Here is a 20,159-nt window from a genome sequence, read left to right as displayed (position 1 = left end):
GATCCCGTAACAAGATGGAGACGCCCGTGATGAACCGCATGTTTCTCAGCACTTTCACCAGCCTCGCTGCGCTGGCCGTGTCCTTGCCGGCCATGGCCGAGACGACGCTGACGATCGAGAGCTGGCGCAACGACGATCTCGCCGTCTGGCAGGAGAAGATCATCCCGGCTTTCGAGGCTGAGCATCCCGACATCAAGGTGGTGTTCTCGCCGTCGGCGCCGACCGAGTACAACTCGGCCCTGTCGGCCAAGCTCGACGCCGGCTCGGGCGGCGACCTGATCGCCTGCCGGCCGTTCGACGGCTCGCTCGCGCTGTTCCAGAAGAAGCAGCTGGCCGATCTCACCGGTCTGCCGGGCATGGAGAATTTCGGTGCCATCGCCAAGACCGCCTGGTCGACCGACGACGGAAAGCAGACTTTCTGCGTGCCGATGGCCTCGGTGCTGCACGGCTTCATGTACAACAAGAAGGCGTTCGCCGATCTGAAGCTCGAGGTCCCGACCACCGAGGACGAGTTCTTCGCGGTGCTCGACAAGATCAAGGCTGATGGCACCTACGTGCCGCTCGCCATGGGCACCAAGGACCAGTGGGAGGCGGCCACCATGGGCTACCAGAACATCGGCCCGAACTACTGGAAGGGCGAGGAGGGCCGCAAGGCGCTGATCGACGGCAAGGAGAAGCTGACCGACGCCGACTGGGTGAAGCCCTACGAGCAGCTGGTGAAGTGGGTGCCCTACATGGGCGACGGCTTCGAGGCGCAGACCTATCCCGACAGCCAGAACCTCTTCACCCTCGGCCGCGCCGCGATCTATCCCACCGGCTCCTGGGAGATCTCGCCGTTCAAGGGCCAGGTCGATTTCGAGATGGGCGCCTTCAAGCCGCCGGTGCCGAAGGCCGGCGACAAGTGCTACATCTCCGACCATCCCGACATTGCCATGGGCCTTAACGCGGCCAGCAAGAACGCCGAGGCGGCGAAGACCTTCCTGTCCTGGGTCGCGTCGGCCGATTTCGCCACGATCTACGCCAACGAGGCACCGGGCTTCTTCCCGCTGATCGATGCCAAGATCGAGCTGAAGGATCCCTTGGCCCAGGAGTTCGTGAAGTGGCGCTCGGAGTGCGAGCCGACCATCCGCTCGACCTACCAGATCCTGTCGCGCGGCACGCCGAACCTCGAGAACGAGACCTGGGCCGAGTCGGCCAATGTCATGAACAAGGTCGAGACCCCGACCGAGGCCGCCGCCAAGCTGCAGAAGGGCCTCGACGCCTGGTACAAGCCGGGCACCGCCACGCCGATCGCCAAGTAGGCGCGACGCAGGCGCAAGCCATAATCCATCCATCGCGGCGGCGGGCAGAGTGTCCGCCGCCGTCCCCGCATCCGGCATCGGAAACCCCGCACCCATGCACGATACGGCCCTGAAGAAGCCCCGACGCTGGCACATCGCGGTGTTCCTCGCGCCGGCTGTCATCGTCTACACCGCGATCATGATCTTCCCGCTCGCCGATACGCTCTGGGCGGCGCTGCAGCGGCGCACGGCGGAGGGGACGGAGTTCGTCGGCCTCGCCAATTTCCAGGTGCTGTTCGGCGATCCCCGCTGGTCGGAAAGCTTCTGGAACGCGCTCGGCAACAACTTCTACTTCTTCGCCATCCACATGCTGGTGCAGAACCCGGTCGGCATCGCGCTGGCTGCCCTGCTGTCGATCCCTAAGCTCAAGGGCGTCGCGATCTACCGGACGGTGATCTTCCTGCCGACCATCCTCTCCTTCGTCATCGTCGGCTTCATCTGGAAGCTGATCCTGTCGCCGCTCTGGGGCGTCGCGCCCGGCCTTCTCGGCGCCGTCGGGCTGAAGAGCCTGTTCGCGCCCTATCTCGGGCAGGAGGCCTATGCGCTGACCACGGTCTCGCTGGTTTCGGTCTGGCAGTATGTCGGCATCCCGATGATGCTGGTCTACGCGGCGCTCCTGACCATCCCCGACGAGATCCTGGAAGCGGCTGAATGCGACGGCGTCACCGGCTTCAGCCAGTTCTGGAAGATAAAGCTGCCGCTGATCATGCCGACCATCGGGCTGGTGGCGATCCTCACCTTCGTCGCCAACTTCAACGCCTTCGACCTGGTCTATTCCATGCAAGGGGCGCTCGCCGGTCCGAACGGTTCGACCGATATCCTCGGCACCTTCCTCTACCGCACCTTCTTCGGCTTCCAGCTGCAGCAAGGCGACCGCTCGATGGGCGCGGCCATCGCGACGGCGATGTTCCTGATCATCCTCCTCGGCGTGTCGCTCTACCTCTTCGTCATCCAGCGGCGCATCCGCCGCTACCAGATGTAGGCGCTGACATGGCTCGTTCCCGTCCCGCCTCCTTGCGCACCGGCCTCGTCCATCTCGCCCTCAGTGCCTATGCGCTGATCGCGGTCCTGCCGGTGCTGCTGGTGGTGATGAACTCGTTCAAGACCCGCCGCGCGATCTTCGGCAGCCCGCTGGTGCCGCCGCTGCCCGACACCGCGAGCATCGCCGGCTACCGCACCGTCGCGGCGCAAGGCGACTTCCTGCTCTACTTCCAGAACAGCCTGATCGTCACCGTCGTCGCGATCTTCTTCGTGCTGCTGTTCGGGGCCATGGCCGCCTTTGCGCTTTCCGAATACCGGTTTCGCGGCAACATGCTGCTCGGCCTGTTCCTGGCGCTCGGCATCATGATCCCGATCAGGCTCGGCACCGTGGCGATCCTTGAGATGATGGTCGCCTCCGGGCTCGTCAACACGCTGACCGCTCTGATCCTCGTCTATACCGCGCAAGGCCTGCCGCTCGCGGTGTTCATCCTTTCCGAGTTCATGCAGCAGGTCTCCGACGATCTGAAGAATGCCGGGCGGATCGATGGGATGTCGGAGTACAAGGTGTTCTTCGTCCTCGTCCTGCCGCTGGTGCGGCCGGCGATGGCGACGGTCGCGGTGTTTACCATGATCCCGATCTGGAACGACCTCTGGTTCCCGCTGATCCTCGCCCCCGGTGAGTCCACCAAGACCGTGACCCTCGGCGCCCAGCAGTTCCTCGGCCAGTACCTCACCAACTGGGAGGCGGTGCTGTCGGCGCTGTCGCTGGCGATCCTACCGGTTCTGGTGCTCTATCTCCTCTTCTCGAAGAACCTCATCCGCGGCATTACCTCAGGCGCGGTGAAGTGATGGAGGGTGGGATGAAGCCGTCGGAAATCCTGGCCGAGAAGCGCGACGCGGTGCTGGCGGTGATCGCCCAGTCGCGCTTCGACAATCCAAGGCTGTTCGGCTCGGTCGCCCGCGGCGAGGACAAGGAAGGCAGCGACTTGGATATTCTGGTCGACGCACATGAGGGTGCGTCGCTGTTCGACCTTGTTGGGCTCGAGCTGCAGCTGATCGATCTGCTCGGCGTCCAAGTCGATGTTTTTACGCCGGACTCGTTGAAGAAAGACATTCTTCCACGAGCCCTTCGCGATCAACGGCCGCTGTGATGGTACGGCGAACTTATCAAAACTGGCTTCAAGATATTGTTGAATGGGGCGAGCGGATCGAGACGTATATCGGGTTGAATACCTACGATAAATTTCTCCAAGATCGCCTCCTGCAGGACGCTGTTATCCGTTGCCTCGAAGTTGTCGGCGAGGCAGCGGGCCAGTTGATGCGAGACGAGACTATTGCCGCTGATACCTTTGAGATGCTCGATCTGAAGGGTGCCTACGCCGTTCGGAACAAGCTGATTCATGGCTATTTTGGTGCCGAACCGCCTTTGGTTTGGGCCGCGGCAATTAATTCAGTCCCGAGGCTCCTCACGGAGGCCAAGCGTCTCTTGGATCAACGAAACCGAGTTTCCTCAGATGAATGACCGCGAAACGCCCCTCCGCGTCTTCGTCGCCGGCCTCGGCCAGATGGGGCGCAGTCATGCGATGGCCTATCACGCCCATCCCGGCTTCGAGATCGTCGGCCTCTACAACCGTTCGCCGGTCGACCTGCCACCGGAACTCGCGGTCTATCCCCTGCTGGACAGCTTCGACGCGGGCCTTGCGCTGACACCCGATCTCGTCGCCATCAGCACCTATACCGACAGCCATGCGGACTTCGCCGTGCGCGCCATGGAGGCCGGCGCGCATGTGTTCGTCGAGAAGCCGCTCGCCGGCACCGCCGAGGAAGCGCGCGGCGTCGCCGACTGCGCCCGGCGGACGGGCCGCAAGCTCGTCGTCGGCTACATCCTGCGCCACCACCCGTCCTGGATCCAGTTCATCGAGAAGGCCCGCGAACTCGGCCCGCCCTTCGTTTTCAGGCTGAACCTCAACCAGCAGTCCACCGGGCCGGCCTGGGAGATCCACAAGCGGCTGATGCAGACGACCTCACCGCTGGTCGACTGCGGCGTCCACTATGTCGACGTGATGTGCCAGATCACCGATGCCCGGCCGGTCGAGGTGCGCGGCATGGGCGTGCGGCTGTCGGACGAGATCGCCGAGAACCAGGTGAACTACGGCCATTTACAGGTGCTGTTCGACGACGGTTCGGTCGGCTGGTACGAGGCGGGCTGGGGCCCGATGATCTCCGAGACTGCCTTCTTCGTGAAGGACGTGATGAGCCCGAAAGGCTCGGTGTCGATCGTCATGGAGGAGGGCGCCGCCTCCAGCGATATCGACACGCACACGCGCACCGCCCGCATCCGCGTCCACCATGCCGAGCGCGGCGCCGACGGCCGCTTTGCAAAGCCCGACAGCTGGCTGTCCACCGCGGACGAGCCGGACCACCAGGCGCTCTGCGACCGCGAGCAGGCCTTCGTGCTCAAGGCGATCCGCGAAGACCTCGACCTCACCCGCCACAACGAGGACGCGGTGCGCTCGCTGGAAATCGTGCTCGCCGCCGAGGTCAGCATGCGCGAGAACCGCAGCGTGACGCTGTGAGCCAGACAAGGATGCCATCATGAAGTCGCTGCGCCTCAGCCGGATCGTCAAGACTTTCGGCACAACCGAGGTCCTGAAGGGCATCGATCTCGAGGTCGGGACCGGTGAGTTCGTGGTCTTCGTCGGCCCGTCCGGCTGTGGGAAGTCGACGCTCCTGCGCATCATCGCCGGGCTCGAGGACCAGACCTCCGGGTCGGTCGAGATCGCCGGAAAAGCCGTCGACGCGGTGCCGCCGGCCGAGCGCGGCATTGCCATGGTGTTCCAGTCCTATGCGCTCTATCCGCACCTCACGGTTGCCGGCAACATGGATCTGGCGCTGAAGCAGGCCGGCATCGGCAAGACCGAGCGCGAGGCGGCGGTGGCGAAGGCGGCGGGCCTCCTCGACCTCTCGGCGCTCCTCAAGCGGCGACCGTCCGAGCTCTCCGGCGGCCAGCGCCAGCGCGTCGCCATCGGCCGGGCGATCGTGCGCGATCCAAAACTCTTCCTGTTCGACGAGCCGCTGTCGAACCTCGACGCAGCGCTGCGCGTCAACACGCGGCTGGAGATCGCTCGGCTGCACCGCGCGCTCGGCGCGACGATGATCTACGTGACCCACGACCAGATCGAGGCGATGACGCTCGCCGACAAGATCGTGGTGCTGAATGCCGGCCGCATCGAGCAGGTCGGCCGGCCGATCGACCTCTACAACAAGCCGGACAACCTTTTCGTCGCCGGCTTCATCGGCTCGCCGAAGATGAACTTCCTCACCGGCGCCTATGCCGCGCGAGAGGGCGCCGAGACCATCGGCATCCGGCCCGAGCATCTCGCCGTCGACGGCGAGGTGGCCCGCTGGTCCGGCACGGTCCGTCACGCCGAGCATCTGGGGTCCGACACCTATCTCTATGTGACGCTCAGCGAGGGGGCAGAGCTCACCGTCCGCCTTTCCGGTCAGAGCGAGATCGCTGTCGGCACCACGATCGGGCTGTCGCCCCGCGGTGGCCCAGTCCATCGTTTCGGTGTGGATGGCAAGGTGTTCTGACGAAGGCGCATCGTTCCGCCGATCAGAGGCGCCGCTGCCGATCGGTCTCAGCCGTCGATGGCGGCCTCGATCAGGTCGGCGGCCCGCCGGGCGCCGCCTTGGCCGTGCTGATCGGCGCCGATGTCGCGACCGAGCGCCAGGGCCGCGGCGCGCGTGCCTTGCGATCCGATGAGGACGCGGAGATCCGCCTCGACCTTGGCGGCCGTCAGGCCACGGCGCGCCCGCATGCGCCCGACGCCATGGTGCACAACGCGGGCGGCAATCCCCGGCTGGTCGAAGGCGATCGGAATGACCAGCAGCGGCACCCGGCGCTGCAGCGCATCGAGCACGGTATTCATGCCGCCATGCGTCACACAGACGTCGGCGCGGTCGAGGACGGCGGCCTGGTCGGCGAAGTCGGTGACGGCATCGGCGTCGATCGTGCCGGCCTGTTTCGGGGTAAGCCCGCCGCAATGGGCGACGAGAAGCTGCGCGCCGAGCCGCCGGCACGCCGTCGCGACCGCCTGGAAGATGTCGAGGCGGTGTCCCTGCAGCGTGCCGAGTGAGGCGAAGACGAAGGGCCTTCCCGGGTCGATGGCGAACGGCAAGGCTGCGGCCGCCGCATTGGTCTCGGATCGGATCGGGCCGACCGCATGGAAACCCTTAAGCGGCGGTCGCGGGAAATCGAACGCCGCCGGGCATTGCGCGATCTGCAGCAGCGGCGACAGACAGTCCTCCAGACTGCTCCGGCGCGGCAGGCCGAAGTGCTTTGACCACTCCTCGAGCCCATGCCGTTGCCGGCGCAGAAGGAGCGAAGCCACCCGCTCGCCGCCGCGGTTGCGCTTCAGTCCCTCCTTCGACGGATCATAGGGCCAGTCGACGAAGGGCAGCGGGACGCCCGGCGCGCTGTTGACCGGCAGCGCTGCGGCAACTGAAATATGCTTCAGATCCAGCGCGGCAGCCAGAAGGCCGGCAGCCGGCTCCATCTGGTCGCCGATCACCGTATCGACGCCGAGCTCACCGAGGATTGCAGGGCCGTCCCGGCAGAGGGCGGCGGTCAGCGATGTGGTATCGGCAACCGTGCGCAGGATGCCGAGCGGGCCGTTCGGCCGCGCCGCGCGGCGCGTGATCGCGGCAAGGTCGGTATCGTCGCGGCCGACGATCCTGCAGGCCGCCGGTCCACCCGGTGCCAGAAGCTTTTCCGCGCCGGCATTGAGCAGGAAGGTGGCACGGTGGCCGCGCGCCACCAGGATGCCGGCAAGTGCCTCGAACACCTTGATATGACTGTAGAAGGGGGGGCAGATCAGGGCGAAGTGCGCCATCTCAGCTCAACGCCTCGAAACGGCGGCGCGCGGTATCGGAACTGTCGCCAGCTGAAGATATCGCCGGAGATAGAGGTGGCCTGCACCGATATCGCACCGAGGGCCCTTCATCGATCGTCGCTTCGCCTGCCATCTGCCACTCCTACGCTTCCCTGACTGGCGCCGCCATGCCCGGCCCGTCGCTATGAGCGGACCGTCCGTCACCTCGGCTCTCTCCCGCTGCTGGGCGTCCCCGTCTGAGGACGCCGCCCCTTGGTCGCGTCAGATTGTCTCCCAGGCGCCGGTGAGCCCAGAGCGGTAGACCGCGTCGATGCACCGCATGTTGGCGATGGCGTCCTCGATCGGGAACTCGGCCGTCTCCAGCCCGCGGAACACCCGAACCGCCATGGCCGACTGCAGCGTGTACTGGTCGCAAGGCGCCAGCGTCTCGGTGCGAATGCCGCTGCCGTCGATCGCCCCGGTCGTGTCGACGTGAAGCCGCGTCGCCTCTTGCGGTGCGTTGAGCGACACCGGCACCTCGATGCGGCCGGTGGTGCCGAAGATCTGCGTGCGCTGCGCGGGGACGAGCTGCGTCGAGGTGGAGAAGGCCAGCTGCCGGCCGGCGCCGAAATCGAGGATTGCCGAGGTCAGGCGGTCGGTCTTCATTTCCGGGTCGCGGTCGATCAGCGATATGGCGCGAAGCGGCTCGCTCTCGAAAAGGAAACGCCCGAGCTGCAGCGCATAGCAGCCGACGTCGTAGAGCGCTCCGCCACCGATCTCGGCGATGTTGCGGACATTGGCGGGGTCGGCGTTGAAGTAGCTAAGCGTCGTCTGCACCAGCTTTGCCGGGCCGATCTCGCCGCTGCGCAAGATCTCGCGGGCCCGCAGCCATTGCGGATGCTGGCGCACCATGAAGGCCTCGAGCACTTGCTTGCCGCTGCGGTCGCGCGCCGCGATCAACTGTCCGGCCTCCGCCGCGTCGAGCGCGATCGGCTTTTCGCAGAGCACGTGCTTGCCGGCTTCCAGCGCCTTCACCGACCAAGGCACATGCAGGTGGTTCGGCAGCGGAATGTAGACCGCCTCGATCACGGGATCGGCGAGCAGCGCCTCGTAGCTGTCGTAGTGCGTCTCGAAGCCGAACTGTTCGGCGGCAGCTTTCGCCTTGCTCCCGTCGCGCGAGGCAATGCCGCGGATGCGGGACGTGGCATCGCCGAGCATGCCCGGAATGACCTTGCGAAGAGCGATGTTGGCCGCCCCCAGAACGCCCCAGACGAGTTGATCGGACATGGCGCTATCTCCCACGAGGGCCGGCATCGCTCGCCAGCGGACGGCCGGACTTAGCCGGCGGGAGGCGTGAAGTCGATCGCCGGGACAGGCGGCGCTGCCTAATAGAGGCCCTGTCCGGCGATGACCTCGTCAATGCTCATCGGCGCCAGGCGCTGCGCGTCGAGGGTCTGGGCCGCCGGCGCAATGGGGGCGGGGGTCGCTTCGGGCCTTGCCTGGAAGGTCCTGATGTCCTGCGGCTGGTTCCAGTCCGCCGGTGTCGCGGGATCGGGGACCACCATCACCTGCCGCGTCGGCGCGGCGCGGACCACGACCCGGCGCTCCGGCGGCTCGTAGCTGAGGCGGCTGCCGCGGGCGGCGACCTCGGCCTGCGTCGAGCTGGCATCGCGGCGCTTCTCGTAGAAGGCGTTGCCACCGGCGATCGCGACGTAGTGCATGTTGTTGTAGGGGTAGGAATAGCCGGCGGTGTGGAAGAACATCGCCCGGCCGACCTCGGGATGCTTGCTGCCGCGCAGCACGATGCGCGCCGTCTTGGTCGCGAGCTCGCGGCCCTTGCCCATCGGTTTCGACAGGACGCCCGGTGCGAACTGGTTCTTCTGGCCGACGACGCCGCAGACGCTTTTGGGATATTTGCCGGAGTTCATCCGGTTCATCACCACGGTTCCGACCGCCAGCATGCCTTCGGCGCTGGAGCGGTTGGACTCGAAATACATCACCCGCGTCATGCACTCCTCAGACGACATCGTCCGCGGCATGCGGGCGCAGGATGCCAGCATCAGCAGGGCGGCGAGGCCGAGAAAGAGCGGGATACGGGTCGGGGACACAACGAGAGACATGGGTTTCCAGGGTCGACGGGACCCGGCCATGATGCTCTGCAAGGCTTAATGGATCGTGTCGGCCAGCTGCCTGTCTATCCCGGGACCTCGTCGGCGCGTCGCCGCCCGGCCGCCAGCCCAAGCTCCGCCGCATTGGTCGCGGCCCGCGTCTGGCGCAGGATCCAGAGGCCGTAAGCGGTGACATAGAGATAGGCCGCCAGTTCCAGCGATTCCTCGATTTCGACATGGATGCGGTGTTCGGCCGCTTCGCCGCCGGCGAGGAAGAGCACGACCACGAAGCACGGCCAGACCCAGCGGATGTTCGACAGGCGGAGCACTTCGCGCGTCCATTCCCGGCGCCGCACGAGCACGGCGACGAGCGCTAGCAGGGCCGCGCCGGCAACGATGATGGTCTTCCAGCCGGATTGCAGGCACATGCCGTCGCCGCTGAAGGCGCTGCCGCAGCGTGGCAACTCGCGGGTCACGGCGAAGATCAGCGCGAAGGCCGCAAACGCGCAGAACAGCGCGCGGGAGCCTGCCGATCGCAGGAAGCCGAAAGCGAACACCGCCGCGGCGATCACCAGCATGCCGGCCTGGATTATTTCGATCGGGCCATCCTCCATGAACATGGCCTGGATGTCGTCGAACTCGCGCACGACGGTGCCGAGCAGCAGTGCCCCCGCCAGCAACAGCAGGGCGCCGGCGAGCCAGGGCAAGGGACGCGGGGTGGGAGAGCCCTCCCAGGACCGGCGACCGTCGGTCTCGGGCGATTTGTTTAAAGACATGGAGGTCAACTTTCCGGCCCTGCACCATTGGCCTTGGCCATCATCGAAACGTCATGAGGGGGAGACTTCTATAGAAACATCCGCTGGATAGAAATCCACTAAGTCGACCATAGGATGGACCCCGCCGCTGCTGTGACGTTGCGGAAGCCGCTTTCGCACGCTGCACCGGCCGTTGCAAACGAGGCCATCCGGCCCATGTGTGACTGACCTTCCCGCCCGTAAGGAAACCCTGCAGATGCGCTTCGCCCTTTCCCTAATCGCCGGCCTCGCCCTGCTGCCGTTCGTCGCACCGGCCGTGGCCGAGCAGGTCGGCGAAATTTCGACGGACTGGCTCGGCAACGACATCAAGATCGACGCCATCAGCGATCCCAAAATCTCCGGCGTCACTTGCCATGTCAGCTACTTCGACCGCAGCGTCGTCGACCGGCTACGCCAGGGCAACTGGTTCGAGGATCCCTCGAACTCGTCGATCGCCTGTCGCCAGACCGGGCCGATCGTCATCGGCGACATCGACCTCGACGAGGGCGGCGAGGAGATCTTCTCCGAACGCCGATCGCTGATCTTCAAGGCGCTGGTCGTAACCCGCGTCTACGACAAGGCGAACGACACGCTGATCTACCTCTCGCATTCGCGCGAGGTGAAGGAAGGCAGCGCCAAGATGTCGATCTCGGCGGTGCCGCTGTTTGCGGCCTCGCCGACCTGGAGCAAGGGCAAGCCGCAATAGGCAACGCCCCGGCTCAGGCGCCGGCGAGCGCCCGCTCGACCAGCCGGGTCCAGTAGGAGACGCCGTAGGGGATGGCGTCGTCGTTGAAGTTGTAGCGAGCGTTGTGCAGGCCCGCGCTGTCGCCGTTGCCGATGAAGATGAAGGCGCCCGGCCGCTTCTCCAGCATGTAGGAGAAGTCCTCGCCGCCCATCAGCGGGGCGACCTTGGTGTCGACCTGCGCCGCCGGCACGATCTCCGCCGCGACGGCGGCGCAGAACTCGGCGGCGCCCGCATCGTTGACGGTCACCGGATAGTTGCGGATGTACTGGCAGTCGATCTCGACGCCGTGCGTTTCGCCGACGCCCCGGCAGATGGCGACAATGCGCGCCTCGGCCATATCGCGCGTCTCCGCCGTCAACGAGCGGACAGTGCCGGCGACGAGCGCGGTGTCCGGGATGACGTTGTGGGCGAAGCCCGCCTGGAACTTCGTCACCGAGAGCACCAGCGAGGCCAGCGGGTCGACATTGCGCGAGACCACCTGCTGCAGGGCCTGCACCAGCGTGGCGCCGGCGAGGATCGGGTCGAGCGACTGCTGCGGGATCGCCGCATGCGAGCCGCGGCCCCGGACCGTCAGGTTGAACTCGTCGGTCGCGGCCATGATCGGGCCGGCGCAGAGCGCGAAATGGCCGAGCGGGATGCCCGGCATGTTGTGGAGGGCATAGACCTCGTCGATGGCGAAGCGCTCCAGAAGGCCGTCCTCGATCATCGCCTTCGCGCCGGCGCCGCCTTCTTCGGCCGGCTGGAAGACGACGACCACGCTGCCCTCGAAATGCCGGGTTTCGCACAGGCTCTGCGCCGCCCCGAGGAGGATTGCCGTATGGCCGTCATGGCCGCAGGCGTGCATCTTGCCGGGGGTGTTAGAGGCGTAGTCGAGGCCGGTCGCCTCGTTGATCGGCAGCGCATCCATGTCGGCGCGCAAGCCGATCCGCCGCTTGCCCGGGCCGCTGCGCCCGTGGATCACGCCGACGACGCCGGTCCGGCCGATGCCGGTCACCACCTCGTCGCAGCCGAAATCGGCAAGCTTTGCGGCGACGAAGGCGGCGGTCTCGTGCACCTCGTAGAGGATTTCGGGGATCTGGTGGAGATGCCGGCGCCAGGCGGTGATCTCGGTCTGGCGGTCGGCGATGCGGTTGTTGAGCGGCATGGAAACTTCCGGAAAACGAGGGCTGCGATCACGGAGACTGGAGCGGCCCGCCCTATTTAGGTAGGCTTGCCATCTTGCCATGAGAGCGTCACAGAGGCGAGATAAGGCGCGCAGGTGCAATAATCTGCCGTTCGACATGAAGGAAAAAGCCGTGAAGACGATGGCGTCTGCCGTTTTGCGCCTTGCCGGCGCAGCTGCGCTCGGCGCCGCCGTTCTGGTCCCGCCGGCGGCGAAGGCCGAGGTGTCTGTCGTCGTCGACGTCGCGACCGGCAAGGTTCTGTCGTCGAAGAATGCCAGCGCCCGCTGGTATCCGGCGTCCACCACCAAGCTGATGACTGCCTATCTCGCCCTGAAGGCGATGGAGACGCGGGACGCGACGCTCGATACCCCCGTCGTCATGACGCAGTACGCCGCGACGCAGGTCCCGTCCAAGATGGGCTACGAGCCGGGATCGGTGATGCGGCTCGACATGGCGCTGCGGATGATGCTGGTGAAGTCGGCCAACGACGTCGCGGTGGCCATCGGCCAGACGCTCGGCGGCGGCTCGTTGCAGACCTTCGTCGACCGCATGAACAGCGAGGCGCTGGCGCTCGGCATGAAGGACACGCACTTTATCAACCCGAACGGCTTGCCGGGCGAGGGGCAGTATTCCAGCGCCAAGGATCTCGGCATCCTCGCCATGCACCTGCGCCGCGACTTTCCGGCCTTCAGCGAGATCTTCGGCGTCGAGGCGATCTCGGCCGGCGGCGCGCTGATCCGCAACACCAATCCGCTGCTCGGCCGCTATGCCGGAGCCGACGGGATGAAGACCGGCTACATCTGCGCCTCCGGCTTCAACCTCGTCGCCTCGGCCACCCGCGACAAGCGCACCATCGTGGCCGTGGTGCTCGGCGCCGACAGCCCGATCGTCCGCGACCGGATCTCCGCCGATCTCCTGGAGAGCGGCTTCAAGACCGACACCGCCAAGCTCGGCACCATGATCGAGCAGCTGCCAGCCTCGGACGGGCCGCCCGCCGACATCAGCCAGGCGATCTGCTCGCCGGCCGGTCAGCAGGCCCGGGCGGCCGAGCGCGAGGAAGAGGCCAAGCGCACGGAGCACAATTCCGGCTCGCCGCTGCTGCACGAGATGGTGCGGCCGCCTTCGGTGGTCGATGTCAGCCTCGGCGGCGCTGCCGCGGGCCCGAAGGTGCAGGCCGGTATTGCGCAGATCGCCGGCTACGGCATTCCGCTGCCGCATTGGCGGCCGGACGATGCGACGACGGACGGGGCGCTTCCGAGCTCGGCCCCTGCCGCCGGCAGTCCTCCGGCGGACGGCAAGAGCGCCCGCGTCGGCGGCGATCCCGACGTGATCGGGGAGGCCGAAGGCCTGCGCAGCGGGGTGGCGAACTGACCGCCGTGCCGAAATCCGCCGATCTCACCGCCCCGATCCGCGTCACCGTCCTCACCGGCTTCCTCGGCGCCGGCAAGACGACGCTGCTCAACCGCCTGCTCGCCGATCCCGCGGTCACCGACACCGCCGTCATCGTCAACGAGTTCGGCGAGGCGGGGATCGATCACCTTCTGGTCGAGACGGCGCGCGACGGCATCATCGAACTCTCCGACGGCTGCCTCTGCTGCACCATCCGCGGCGATCTCGTCGATACGCTGGCGGACCTTGCCGACCGGGTGCAGACTGGCCGCCTGCCGAAGCTCGAGCGTGTCGTGGTGGAAACCACCGGCCTTGCCGATCCGACGCCGATCCTCGCCGCGCTGATGGGCCATCCTGCACTCGTCCAGGCCTATGCGCTGGACGGCGTCGTCGCCGTCCTCGATGCGCTCGCCGGCGCGCAGAACCTTGCCGAGCGCGAAGAGGCCCGCCGCCAGGTCGCTGTCGCCGACCGGGTCGTCGTCAGCAAGACCGACCTCGCCGGTCCGGACGCGCTGCAGGCGCTGTCGCGGCTGATCCGGCCGATCAATCCGGGCGCGCCGATCCTTGATGCCGCAGGCGGCGCGGCGGGGCCCTCGGCGCTATTGGGCTGCGGCCTCTACGATCCCGCCACCAAGACCGCCGACGTCGCCCGCTGGCTGCACGACGAGGTCGCGCACGACGCCCATCACCGGGCGCACGGGCACGGGCCGCACGATCATTCCCATGCGCACAAGCACCCTCCTGCCGGCGAACCGGCGCACGGCAATGCCGCCGCCCGCCACGGCGCCATCCGGTCGTTTTCCATCCAGCATGCCGCGCCGCTGCCGACCGCGCAGGTCGAGGCTTTCCTGGACCTTCTGCGCGACCTCCAGGGCGACAGGATCCTGCGGATGAAGGCGATCGTGCGGACGCTCGAGCATCCCGGGCGGCCGCTGATGCTGCATGGCGTGCGCAACCACCTGCATCCGCCGGCGCGCTTGGCCGCCTGGCCCGCCGACTTCGCGCCCGCCTCGCGGCTGGTGCTGATCGGCGAGGGGCTCGACGAGCGGCTGGTGCGTGATCTCTTCGCCGCGTTCGCCGGCGAGCCGCGGCTCGATGCGCCCGACCGCGCGGCGCTGACCGACAATCCGCTGGCGGTGCCCGGCATGTCGTTCTGACCGGAGCGGCGGCGGGCTTCTGTTGAAGGTGTCGTCGGGAAGGCAGCTGGCCGAGGATGCTGCGGGCCGACAAGGGTCAGGCGGCGGACGGCGCCTTGCCGCATTCGATCAGGAAGCGCCGGTGATCGGTCTCGGTCGTCGCGGCGATCAGCACATGCCCCGACTGGCGGCAGAAATGCGGAATGTCGATCGCCGCCAGCGGGTCGTCGGCGAGGACGCCGAGCCTCTCGCCGGCGTTCATCCCCCGCAACTGCTTTTCCGTGCGCAAGGCCGGCAGCGGGCAGTGCAGGCCGCGAAGGTCGAGTTCCACCGCCGTTTCGTTCATCAACCCTTGTCTCCGCCGCATTCGGACCCCCATCTAGCGGCGACCGGCCTTGTCCCGCATCCCCCGCGTTGGAAAACATTTCGGATCCTGCCATGAGCTACGCCATCGATCCCCAGACCATCGTCGACTTCTGGCGCGACGCCGGCCCCGACCGATGGTTCGAGAAGGATGCGGACTTCGACGCCGAGATCGTCCAGCGTTTCCATGACATCTACGAGCGTGCGGCGCTGGGCGAGCTCGACGATTGGGCGGAGGATCCGACCGGCGCGCTGGCGCTCGTCATCCTGCTCGACCAGTTTCCGCGCAACATGTTCCGCGGCGATCCGCGGATGTATGCGACCGACGCCAAAGCCCAGACGATCGCGAAGCAAGCGCTCTCGCGCGGCGATCACCTGACGGTCGGCGACGACGTCAACCAGTTCTTCCCGATGGCGTTGATGCATTCGGAGGATCTTGGCGATCAGGAAGCCTGCGTCGCCTGGATGGAGGAGATCGGCCCCGACAATGTCTCCTTCGCCGTCGAGCACCGGGATATCGTCGAGCGTTTTGGTCGCTTTCCCCACCGCAATGCAATCCTGGACCGCCCGTCGACGCCGGAGGAGACCACCTATCTCGCCGAGGGCGGTTTTGCGGGCTGAAAGCGGCTGCGGCTGCGCGCCGGGAGCGCCGGTCGCTCGGCCGCTGGACGGCGCCGGTCCGGACGCAAGGCGCAAGCGGCCTCGTCGCACAGCGGCGAGCCACAGGGCGGGCCCGCCGTTTTGGTTGCCTGACTTGTAATTGAACCGGCCGCTGGACCAAATCTTAAGCCTCGGCGCCTAGTGTCGGACCTCAGATCCTGCCGATCCCAGGGAACGGGCACAGCGTGGTATTGTCGATCGAGAGACTCGCAGGGCATGTGGTGCCACTGCGGCTGATGGGATGGCTGCGGCCCTCTCTCGTGCGTCTCGACCTCGCCCTCTCCGGCGACACCGAGCAGGCGGTTTCCGCCCGCATCGCTCTCTTCGCCTTCGCCATTCGGGTCGTCTCGGCGGCCATCGCCTTCTTCAGCCAGGTTCTCCTGGCACGCTGGATGGGCAGCGAGGAATACGGCATCTTCGTCTTCGTGCTGGTCGCCAGCGTCATCCTCGGCGGCCTCGCCTGTCTCGGCTTCCAGACCGCGGTGATCCGCTTCGCGCCCGAATACCGAGCGACGGACCAGATCGATCTCCTGCGCGGCATTCTCCTCGCCAGCCGGCTGTTCGCGCTGGCATCGGCGACCCTTCTCACCGTCATCGGGCTTGCCGCCCTCTGGCTCTTCCAGGACGCCGTTCCCGGCTATTACCTGCTGCCGCTGGTGCTCGGCGCCTTCTGCCTGCCGGTGATGGCGCTGGGCGAGGTGCTCGACGGCACAGCACGGGCGCACTCGCTGTCGCGCCTCGCGCTGCTGCCGACCTTCATCGTCCGGCCTCTGCTGATCATCGCCGCCATGGCGATCCTGACGCGTTTCGGCGGTCTCGCCGCCGATGCCGATACCGCGGTGCTCGCCTTGCTCGTCGCGACCTGGCTGACGACGCTCGGGCAGCTCTTGCTTGTCCACCGCAAGACCAGCCGGGAGGCGGGGCCGGGCCTGCGCGAAAACGACATGCGGCGCTGGATGGCGGTCGCCTTGCCGATCTTCCTGGTCGAGGGTTTCTTCAACCTCCTGACCAATGTCGACATCCTGATGGTCGGCCACTTCCTGCCGCCGGCCGATGTCGCCGTCTACTATGCCAGCGTCAAGACGCTGGCGCTGGTGCACTTCGTCTATTTCGCGGTGAAGGCGGGCGCGGCGCAGCGCTTTTCGCAGTATCGGCACTCGGGCGACACCGAGCGTTACGAAAGCTTCATCCACCAGACGATACGATGGACGTTCTGGCCCTCGCTCGCCATGGCGGTTCTGATGCTGGTGTGCGGCGACCTATTGCTCGGCCTGTTCGGGCCTGAATTCGACGAGGGCTATCCGCTGTTGTTCATCCTGATCATCGGCGTGCTCGCGCGGTCGACCGTCGGTCCGGCCGAGAGCGTCCTCACCATGTCGGGCGAGCAAAAGGCGTGCGCCGCCGTCTACTTCGCGACGATCATCGTCAACGTCGTCCTGAACATCGTGCTGATCCCTCGCCACGGCCTCTACGGTGCCGCGTCGTCGACGGCGATCGCGATGGTCTTCGAAGCGGCGGCGCTCTACGCCGTCGCCTATCGGCGCCTCGGCCTGAAGCTGTTCATCCTGGCGCGGCCGCGCGACGCAGCGATCCGGGGGAGCGGGGCATGAGCAGCAAGCCGCTCGTCGACGAAATGCTGGCCTCGCCGAGCGCTGCGCCCGCCATCGCGCTGCTCGACCAGGACCGGCCGCTGGACAATCCGGAAGCCAATGTCGAGGTCGCCTCGGGCGACGGCAAGCGCCGGTTCTCGATCTATGCGCCGGCCGCCGCCTTCGACCTCGCCGCGGAGCTGGATTTCCTGACCCGCCGGGCGATCGACCAGAACGTGTTCTTCGCGCCGCAATTCCTGGTGCCCGCCATGCCGCGGCTCGACGAGCGCCATGTCCGGCTGATGGTCGCACGCGACGAGGGCCCGCGCCGCAGCCGCATGCGCTTCCTGATGCCGTTCTCGATCGAGCGCATCGGCATGCTCGGCGGACCGATGGCGATCCGCGCCTGGACCCATCCTTTCGGCCCGCTCGGCACGCCGCTGGTCGACAGCGACGATCCGCAGGCGACGCTCACGAGCCTGCTCGTCACGCTGCGGCGGCCGGAGCTCAAGCTGCCCGACGTCATGGTGATCCCGGACCTGCGGATCGACGAGCCGTTCGCCCGCACCATGGCGGAGGCGGTCGGCGCGCTCGGCCTGCCGATGACCGCGGTCAACGCTTTCGACCGGGCCGCCCTGGTCAAGGGGGCCTCGCTCACCGATGCGCTGTCGCCGAAGCGGCGGCGCGAGGTGCAGCGCCAGCGCCGCATGCTGTCCGCCCAGGGCGAGCTCGGCTTCGACGTCGCGCGCACGCCGGCCGAGGTGCTGGCGGCGATGGAGGAGTTCCTGACGCTCGAGGCCAGCGGCTGGAAGGGGCGCGAGCGCAGCGCCCTGATCATGGACCGCTACCGCGCCGCCTTCGCCCGCGAGGCGGTCAACAAGCTCGCCGATGCCGACCGGACGCGGATCTTCACCTTGCGGCTCGATGGCGTCGCGATCGCCAGCCTCGTCAGCTTCGTCGTCGGCGGCGAGGCCTTCGCCTGGAAGATGGGCTATGACGAGCGCTATGCCGCCGCCTCGCCGGGACTGCAGATGATGCTGATGGCGAGCGAAGCCCTCCTGGTCGATCCTGCGGTGCTAAGGGCCGATTCCTGTGCCGTTCCCGATCATTTCCTGATGAATCGCTTGTGGAAGGGCCGGATACCGATCAAGACGCTGGTGATCGGCCTGACGCCGGAGAGCGGCCGCAGGGTCGAACGCGCCGCCAACGGGCTGGTAAAGGCCCGCGCGGCCACCAATGTCGCCCGGCTGCTGCGCCGGCGGATCAAGAACGCGCTGGGGATCGGCTGAGCCAGGCATTTTCAGCCGTTGCCGCAACGAGGTGAAGGCAGGACGATGCGAACACTCGAACAGGATCTCGCCGAATTCGGCAAACTGCTGCGGGAGCCGCTGGACCGGATCAGCGCCTCGAAGATCGTCTTCGCGCTGTACGACGCCCGCGCCATCGTCTCCAACGAACGGCTGATCGACATCGAGACCGACGTCTATCTGCTGCGTTCCAGCAAGACGAGCAAGCGCCCGCCCTATGTGCGCGACGTCACGCGCATGCTGGCGGACGCGGCGAAATGGTCGCAGAATCTCGCGGGCGCCTTCCCTTGCCTCGACGAGGACGGCCCGACCTTCCTCGCCACCGACCTGTCGAAGAAGCCGATCAAGTCTTTCATGAAGATCGCCAACGGCAACATCATCCGCATGCGATGGTCGGGCGAGATGCAGCTGGCGACCCACACGCACGGGGTCCAGGGCACGGTCGTCACCAACGAGGTCGAACTGATCTGCCAGGCCGACTGGCTGATGGTCAGCGACCCCGCCGACGCCGCCTGGTTCAGGCAGAACGGCTACTGACGAACCCGCTTCCGGTCTCGACCACCGATCAGGCGAAGGGCAAGGGGCCTGTATAGGTCCCGATCGGCATCACATGCGTGATCAGCCCGCCGTCGCGCCAGTGGTGCAGGAGAAAAGCGGGTGGTTCGACGAACGAGGCGGGCTCGGCGTCAGTGCCAAGCCGCAGGGCGATCGCGGTGGTCGTGCTGGGGGCGGTCAGCAGCAAGGTCCCGGCGAAGCGCTGCTGCATCATCCGGTGGACATGGCCGCAGACGATCCGCTCGACCTGGGGATGCCGGCCGAGGACCTCCGCCATAAGATCCGCACCAAAGCAGCGGTAGTCGTCGAGATAGCCAACGCCGCATTCGATCGGCGGCTGGTGCATCATGACGATCGTCGGCCGCCCCGGCGCGCGGGACAGCGTTGCGTCGAGCCATTCCGCCGCGGCCGCATCGAACAGGCCATGGTGTTCGCCGGGCACCGTAACGTCGAGCCCGATGATGCGCACGGGGCCCGCCTCCTCGATTGCCAGGTGCATCGGTCCGTCGCGGGCGATCCAGGGCTGGTCGGCAAACGCCCGGCGGAAAGCCTCGCGCTCGTCGTGATTGCCGGGGATGACCACGAGCGGCGCTTCGAGGCGCGCCAGCAGGTCGCGCGCATGGGCGTATTCCTCAGCGCTTCCTTCATCCACCATATCGCCCGACAGGAGGACGATGTCGGCTTTCGGCACCAGCGCGTTCACGGCCTCGACCGCACGCTCCAGCATGACATTGGAATCGACCAGGCCTTGGTAGAGGACGCCGGGCGGGCGCAGATGCGGGTCGGAAATCTGGGCGATGATCACGGCGGCTTCCCCGGCGCACCCTGCGTCCGGAAGGACGCACAAAGGACGCTCTATCTTCTTGAGTCGAGAACATCGTTCTTTGGTTGGGTGACACCACCCAATAGCAGAATGCTGTAGCGGTCAGCGGCCTCCGGGACCATCCGCGCGGCCAACGCTTTTTCCCGACGGACCGGATTGCCGTCAACGCCGTGCAACGACCACGTATCTTAATGTAACGTCGAAATTTTTTGATACCAAATTAGCAAGTTATCCATTTTGAGTCTCATATCTTATTTAGTAAATACGGACTGGTCACGCAGTTGCGAAAGTCGATCTGTTATTTTTGCTGAGTGTTAAGGTGGTTCCGGGTA

Annotated in this window: 21 protein-coding genes; 14 read left to right on the top strand and 7 right to left on the bottom strand. The window is 66.7% G+C overall.

The genetic code is table 11. The features are described 5' to 3' along the window. Positions 1–92: 92 nt before the first annotated feature. The 7 genes from ACZL02_RS11465 to ACZL02_RS11435 all read left to right on the top strand — a co-directional run bounded on the left by ACZL02_RS11465 (position 93) and on the right by ACZL02_RS11435 (position 5,915). The gene (locus ACZL02_RS11465) at positions 93–1,301 is read left to right on the top strand and encodes an ABC transporter substrate-binding protein (protein ID WP_472940068.1); all 1,209 of its coding nucleotides are present in this window, start codon (positions 93–95) and stop codon (positions 1,299–1,301) included. A gap of 94 nt (positions 1,302–1,395) precedes the next feature. Beyond that, positions 1,396–2,322, top strand: a complete 927-nt coding sequence (locus tag ACZL02_RS11460; RefSeq protein WP_472939736.1) for a carbohydrate ABC transporter permease — start codon at positions 1,396–1,398, stop codon at positions 2,320–2,322. 8 nt (positions 2,323–2,330) lie between these two features. Beyond that, on the top strand, positions 2,331–3,170 hold the full coding sequence (locus tag ACZL02_RS11455) for a carbohydrate ABC transporter permease (protein ID WP_472939735.1): 840 nt from the start codon (positions 2,331–2,333) through the stop codon (positions 3,168–3,170). Positions 3,171–3,181: 11 nt separating this feature from the next. Beyond that, positions 3,182–3,472, top strand: a complete 291-nt coding sequence (locus ACZL02_RS11450; RefSeq protein WP_472939734.1) for a nucleotidyltransferase family protein — start codon at positions 3,182–3,184, stop codon at positions 3,470–3,472. Beyond that, positions 3,472–3,843, top strand: a complete 372-nt coding sequence (locus ACZL02_RS11445) for a HepT-like ribonuclease domain-containing protein (protein ID WP_472939733.1) — start codon at positions 3,472–3,474, stop codon at positions 3,841–3,843. Before ACZL02_RS11450 ends, ACZL02_RS11445 begins: the two co-directional genes overlap by 1 nt. After that, positions 3,836–4,897, top strand: a complete 1,062-nt coding sequence (locus tag ACZL02_RS11440; RefSeq protein ID WP_472939732.1) for a Gfo/Idh/MocA family protein — start codon at positions 3,836–3,838, stop codon at positions 4,895–4,897. Before ACZL02_RS11445 ends, ACZL02_RS11440 begins: the two co-directional genes overlap by 8 nt. 19 nt (positions 4,898–4,916) lie before the next feature. Next, entirely contained in the window at positions 4,917–5,915 is a 999-nt protein-coding gene (locus ACZL02_RS11435) for an ABC transporter ATP-binding protein (RefSeq protein ID WP_472939731.1), read from the top strand. A gap of 47 nt (positions 5,916–5,962) precedes the next feature. Here ACZL02_RS11435 and ACZL02_RS11430 read toward each other — a convergent pair whose 3' ends face one another. From ACZL02_RS11430 to ACZL02_RS11415, 4 genes are all read right to left on the bottom strand, one after another. Further along, a complete protein-coding gene (locus ACZL02_RS11430; protein WP_472939730.1) occupies positions 5,963–7,216 on the bottom strand; it encodes a glycosyltransferase in 1,254 nt (417 codons plus the stop codon). A 261-nt stretch (positions 7,217–7,477) separates the two neighbouring features. Continuing rightward, positions 7,478–8,482 (bottom strand): Gfo/Idh/MocA family protein, encoded by a 1,005-nt coding sequence (locus tag ACZL02_RS11425; RefSeq protein ID WP_472939729.1) that lies wholly within the window; start codon positions 8,480–8,482, stop codon positions 7,478–7,480. Positions 8,483–8,580: 98 nt separating this feature from the next. Further along, positions 8,581–9,315 carry a cell wall hydrolase gene (locus ACZL02_RS11420; protein ID WP_472939728.1) on the bottom strand — a complete coding sequence of 245 codons (735 nt, stop codon included), beginning with the start codon at positions 9,313–9,315 and terminating at the stop codon, positions 8,581–8,583. A gap of 74 nt (positions 9,316–9,389) precedes the next feature. Then, the gene (locus tag ACZL02_RS11415) at positions 9,390–10,079 is read right to left on the bottom strand and encodes a hypothetical protein (protein ID WP_472939727.1); all 690 of its coding nucleotides are present in this window, start codon (positions 10,077–10,079) and stop codon (positions 9,390–9,392) included. Between the two features lie 229 nt (positions 10,080–10,308). On the opposite strand from ACZL02_RS11415, the gene ACZL02_RS11410 reads away from it, so the two are divergent. After that, complete coding sequence (locus ACZL02_RS11410; protein WP_472940067.1) at positions 10,309–10,803, top strand: CreA family protein; 495 nt, start codon at positions 10,309–10,311, stop codon at positions 10,801–10,803. Positions 10,804–10,816: 13 nt separating this feature from the next. Here ACZL02_RS11410 and ACZL02_RS11405 read toward each other — a convergent pair whose 3' ends face one another. Continuing rightward, the gene (locus ACZL02_RS11405) at positions 10,817–11,986 is read right to left on the bottom strand and encodes a M20 aminoacylase family protein (RefSeq protein WP_472939726.1); all 1,170 of its coding nucleotides are present in this window, start codon (positions 11,984–11,986) and stop codon (positions 10,817–10,819) included. A 160-nt stretch (positions 11,987–12,146) separates the two neighbouring features. Between ACZL02_RS11405 and ACZL02_RS11400 the strand changes: the two genes are divergently transcribed. Continuing rightward, on the top strand, positions 12,147–13,376 hold the full coding sequence (locus ACZL02_RS11400; protein ID WP_472940066.1) for a D-alanyl-D-alanine carboxypeptidase family protein: 1,230 nt from the start codon (positions 12,147–12,149) through the stop codon (positions 13,374–13,376). A 5-nt stretch (positions 13,377–13,381) separates the two neighbouring features. Then, positions 13,382–14,551 carry a CobW family GTP-binding protein gene (locus tag ACZL02_RS11395; protein WP_472939725.1) on the top strand — a complete coding sequence of 390 codons (1,170 nt, stop codon included), beginning with the start codon at positions 13,382–13,384 and terminating at the stop codon, positions 14,549–14,551. A gap of 76 nt (positions 14,552–14,627) precedes the next feature. On the opposite strand, the gene ACZL02_RS11390 is transcribed toward ACZL02_RS11395, so the two are convergent. After that, positions 14,628–14,876, bottom strand: coding sequence for a sulfurtransferase TusA family protein (locus tag ACZL02_RS11390; protein ID WP_472939724.1), 249 nt, complete (start codon positions 14,874–14,876; stop codon positions 14,628–14,630). 92 nt (positions 14,877–14,968) lie between these two features. On the opposite strand from ACZL02_RS11390, the gene ACZL02_RS11385 reads away from it, so the two are divergent. The 4 genes from ACZL02_RS11385 (at position 14,969) to ACZL02_RS11370 (ending at position 18,986) form a co-directional block, all read left to right on the top strand. After that, positions 14,969–15,514, top strand: a complete 546-nt coding sequence (locus ACZL02_RS11385; protein ID WP_472939723.1) for a DUF924 family protein — start codon at positions 14,969–14,971, stop codon at positions 15,512–15,514. A 224-nt stretch (positions 15,515–15,738) separates the two neighbouring features. Continuing rightward, a complete protein-coding gene (locus tag ACZL02_RS11380; RefSeq protein WP_472939722.1) occupies positions 15,739–17,163 on the top strand; it encodes a flippase in 1,425 nt (474 codons plus the stop codon). Next, positions 17,160–18,431, top strand: a complete 1,272-nt coding sequence (locus ACZL02_RS11375; RefSeq protein ID WP_472939721.1) for a GNAT family N-acetyltransferase — start codon at positions 17,160–17,162, stop codon at positions 18,429–18,431. Before ACZL02_RS11380 ends, ACZL02_RS11375 begins: the two co-directional genes overlap by 4 nt. A 45-nt stretch (positions 18,432–18,476) precedes the next feature. After that, positions 18,477–18,986 carry a hypothetical protein gene (locus ACZL02_RS11370; RefSeq protein WP_472939720.1) on the top strand — a complete coding sequence of 170 codons (510 nt, stop codon included), beginning with the start codon at positions 18,477–18,479 and terminating at the stop codon, positions 18,984–18,986. Positions 18,987–19,014: 28 nt separating this feature from the next. Here the strand turns inward: ACZL02_RS11370 and ACZL02_RS11365 are convergent, their stop codons facing one another. After that, a complete protein-coding gene (locus ACZL02_RS11365; RefSeq protein WP_472939719.1) occupies positions 19,015–19,809 on the bottom strand; it encodes a phosphodiesterase in 795 nt (264 codons plus the stop codon). Between the last annotated feature and the right edge of the window lie 350 nt (positions 19,810–20,159).

The organism is Mesocryomonas fontinalis (assembly GCF_055730125.2).
The sequence above is the reverse complement of the archived record's forward strand: the minus strand, read 5'-3'. Positions and strand labels throughout refer to the sequence as shown.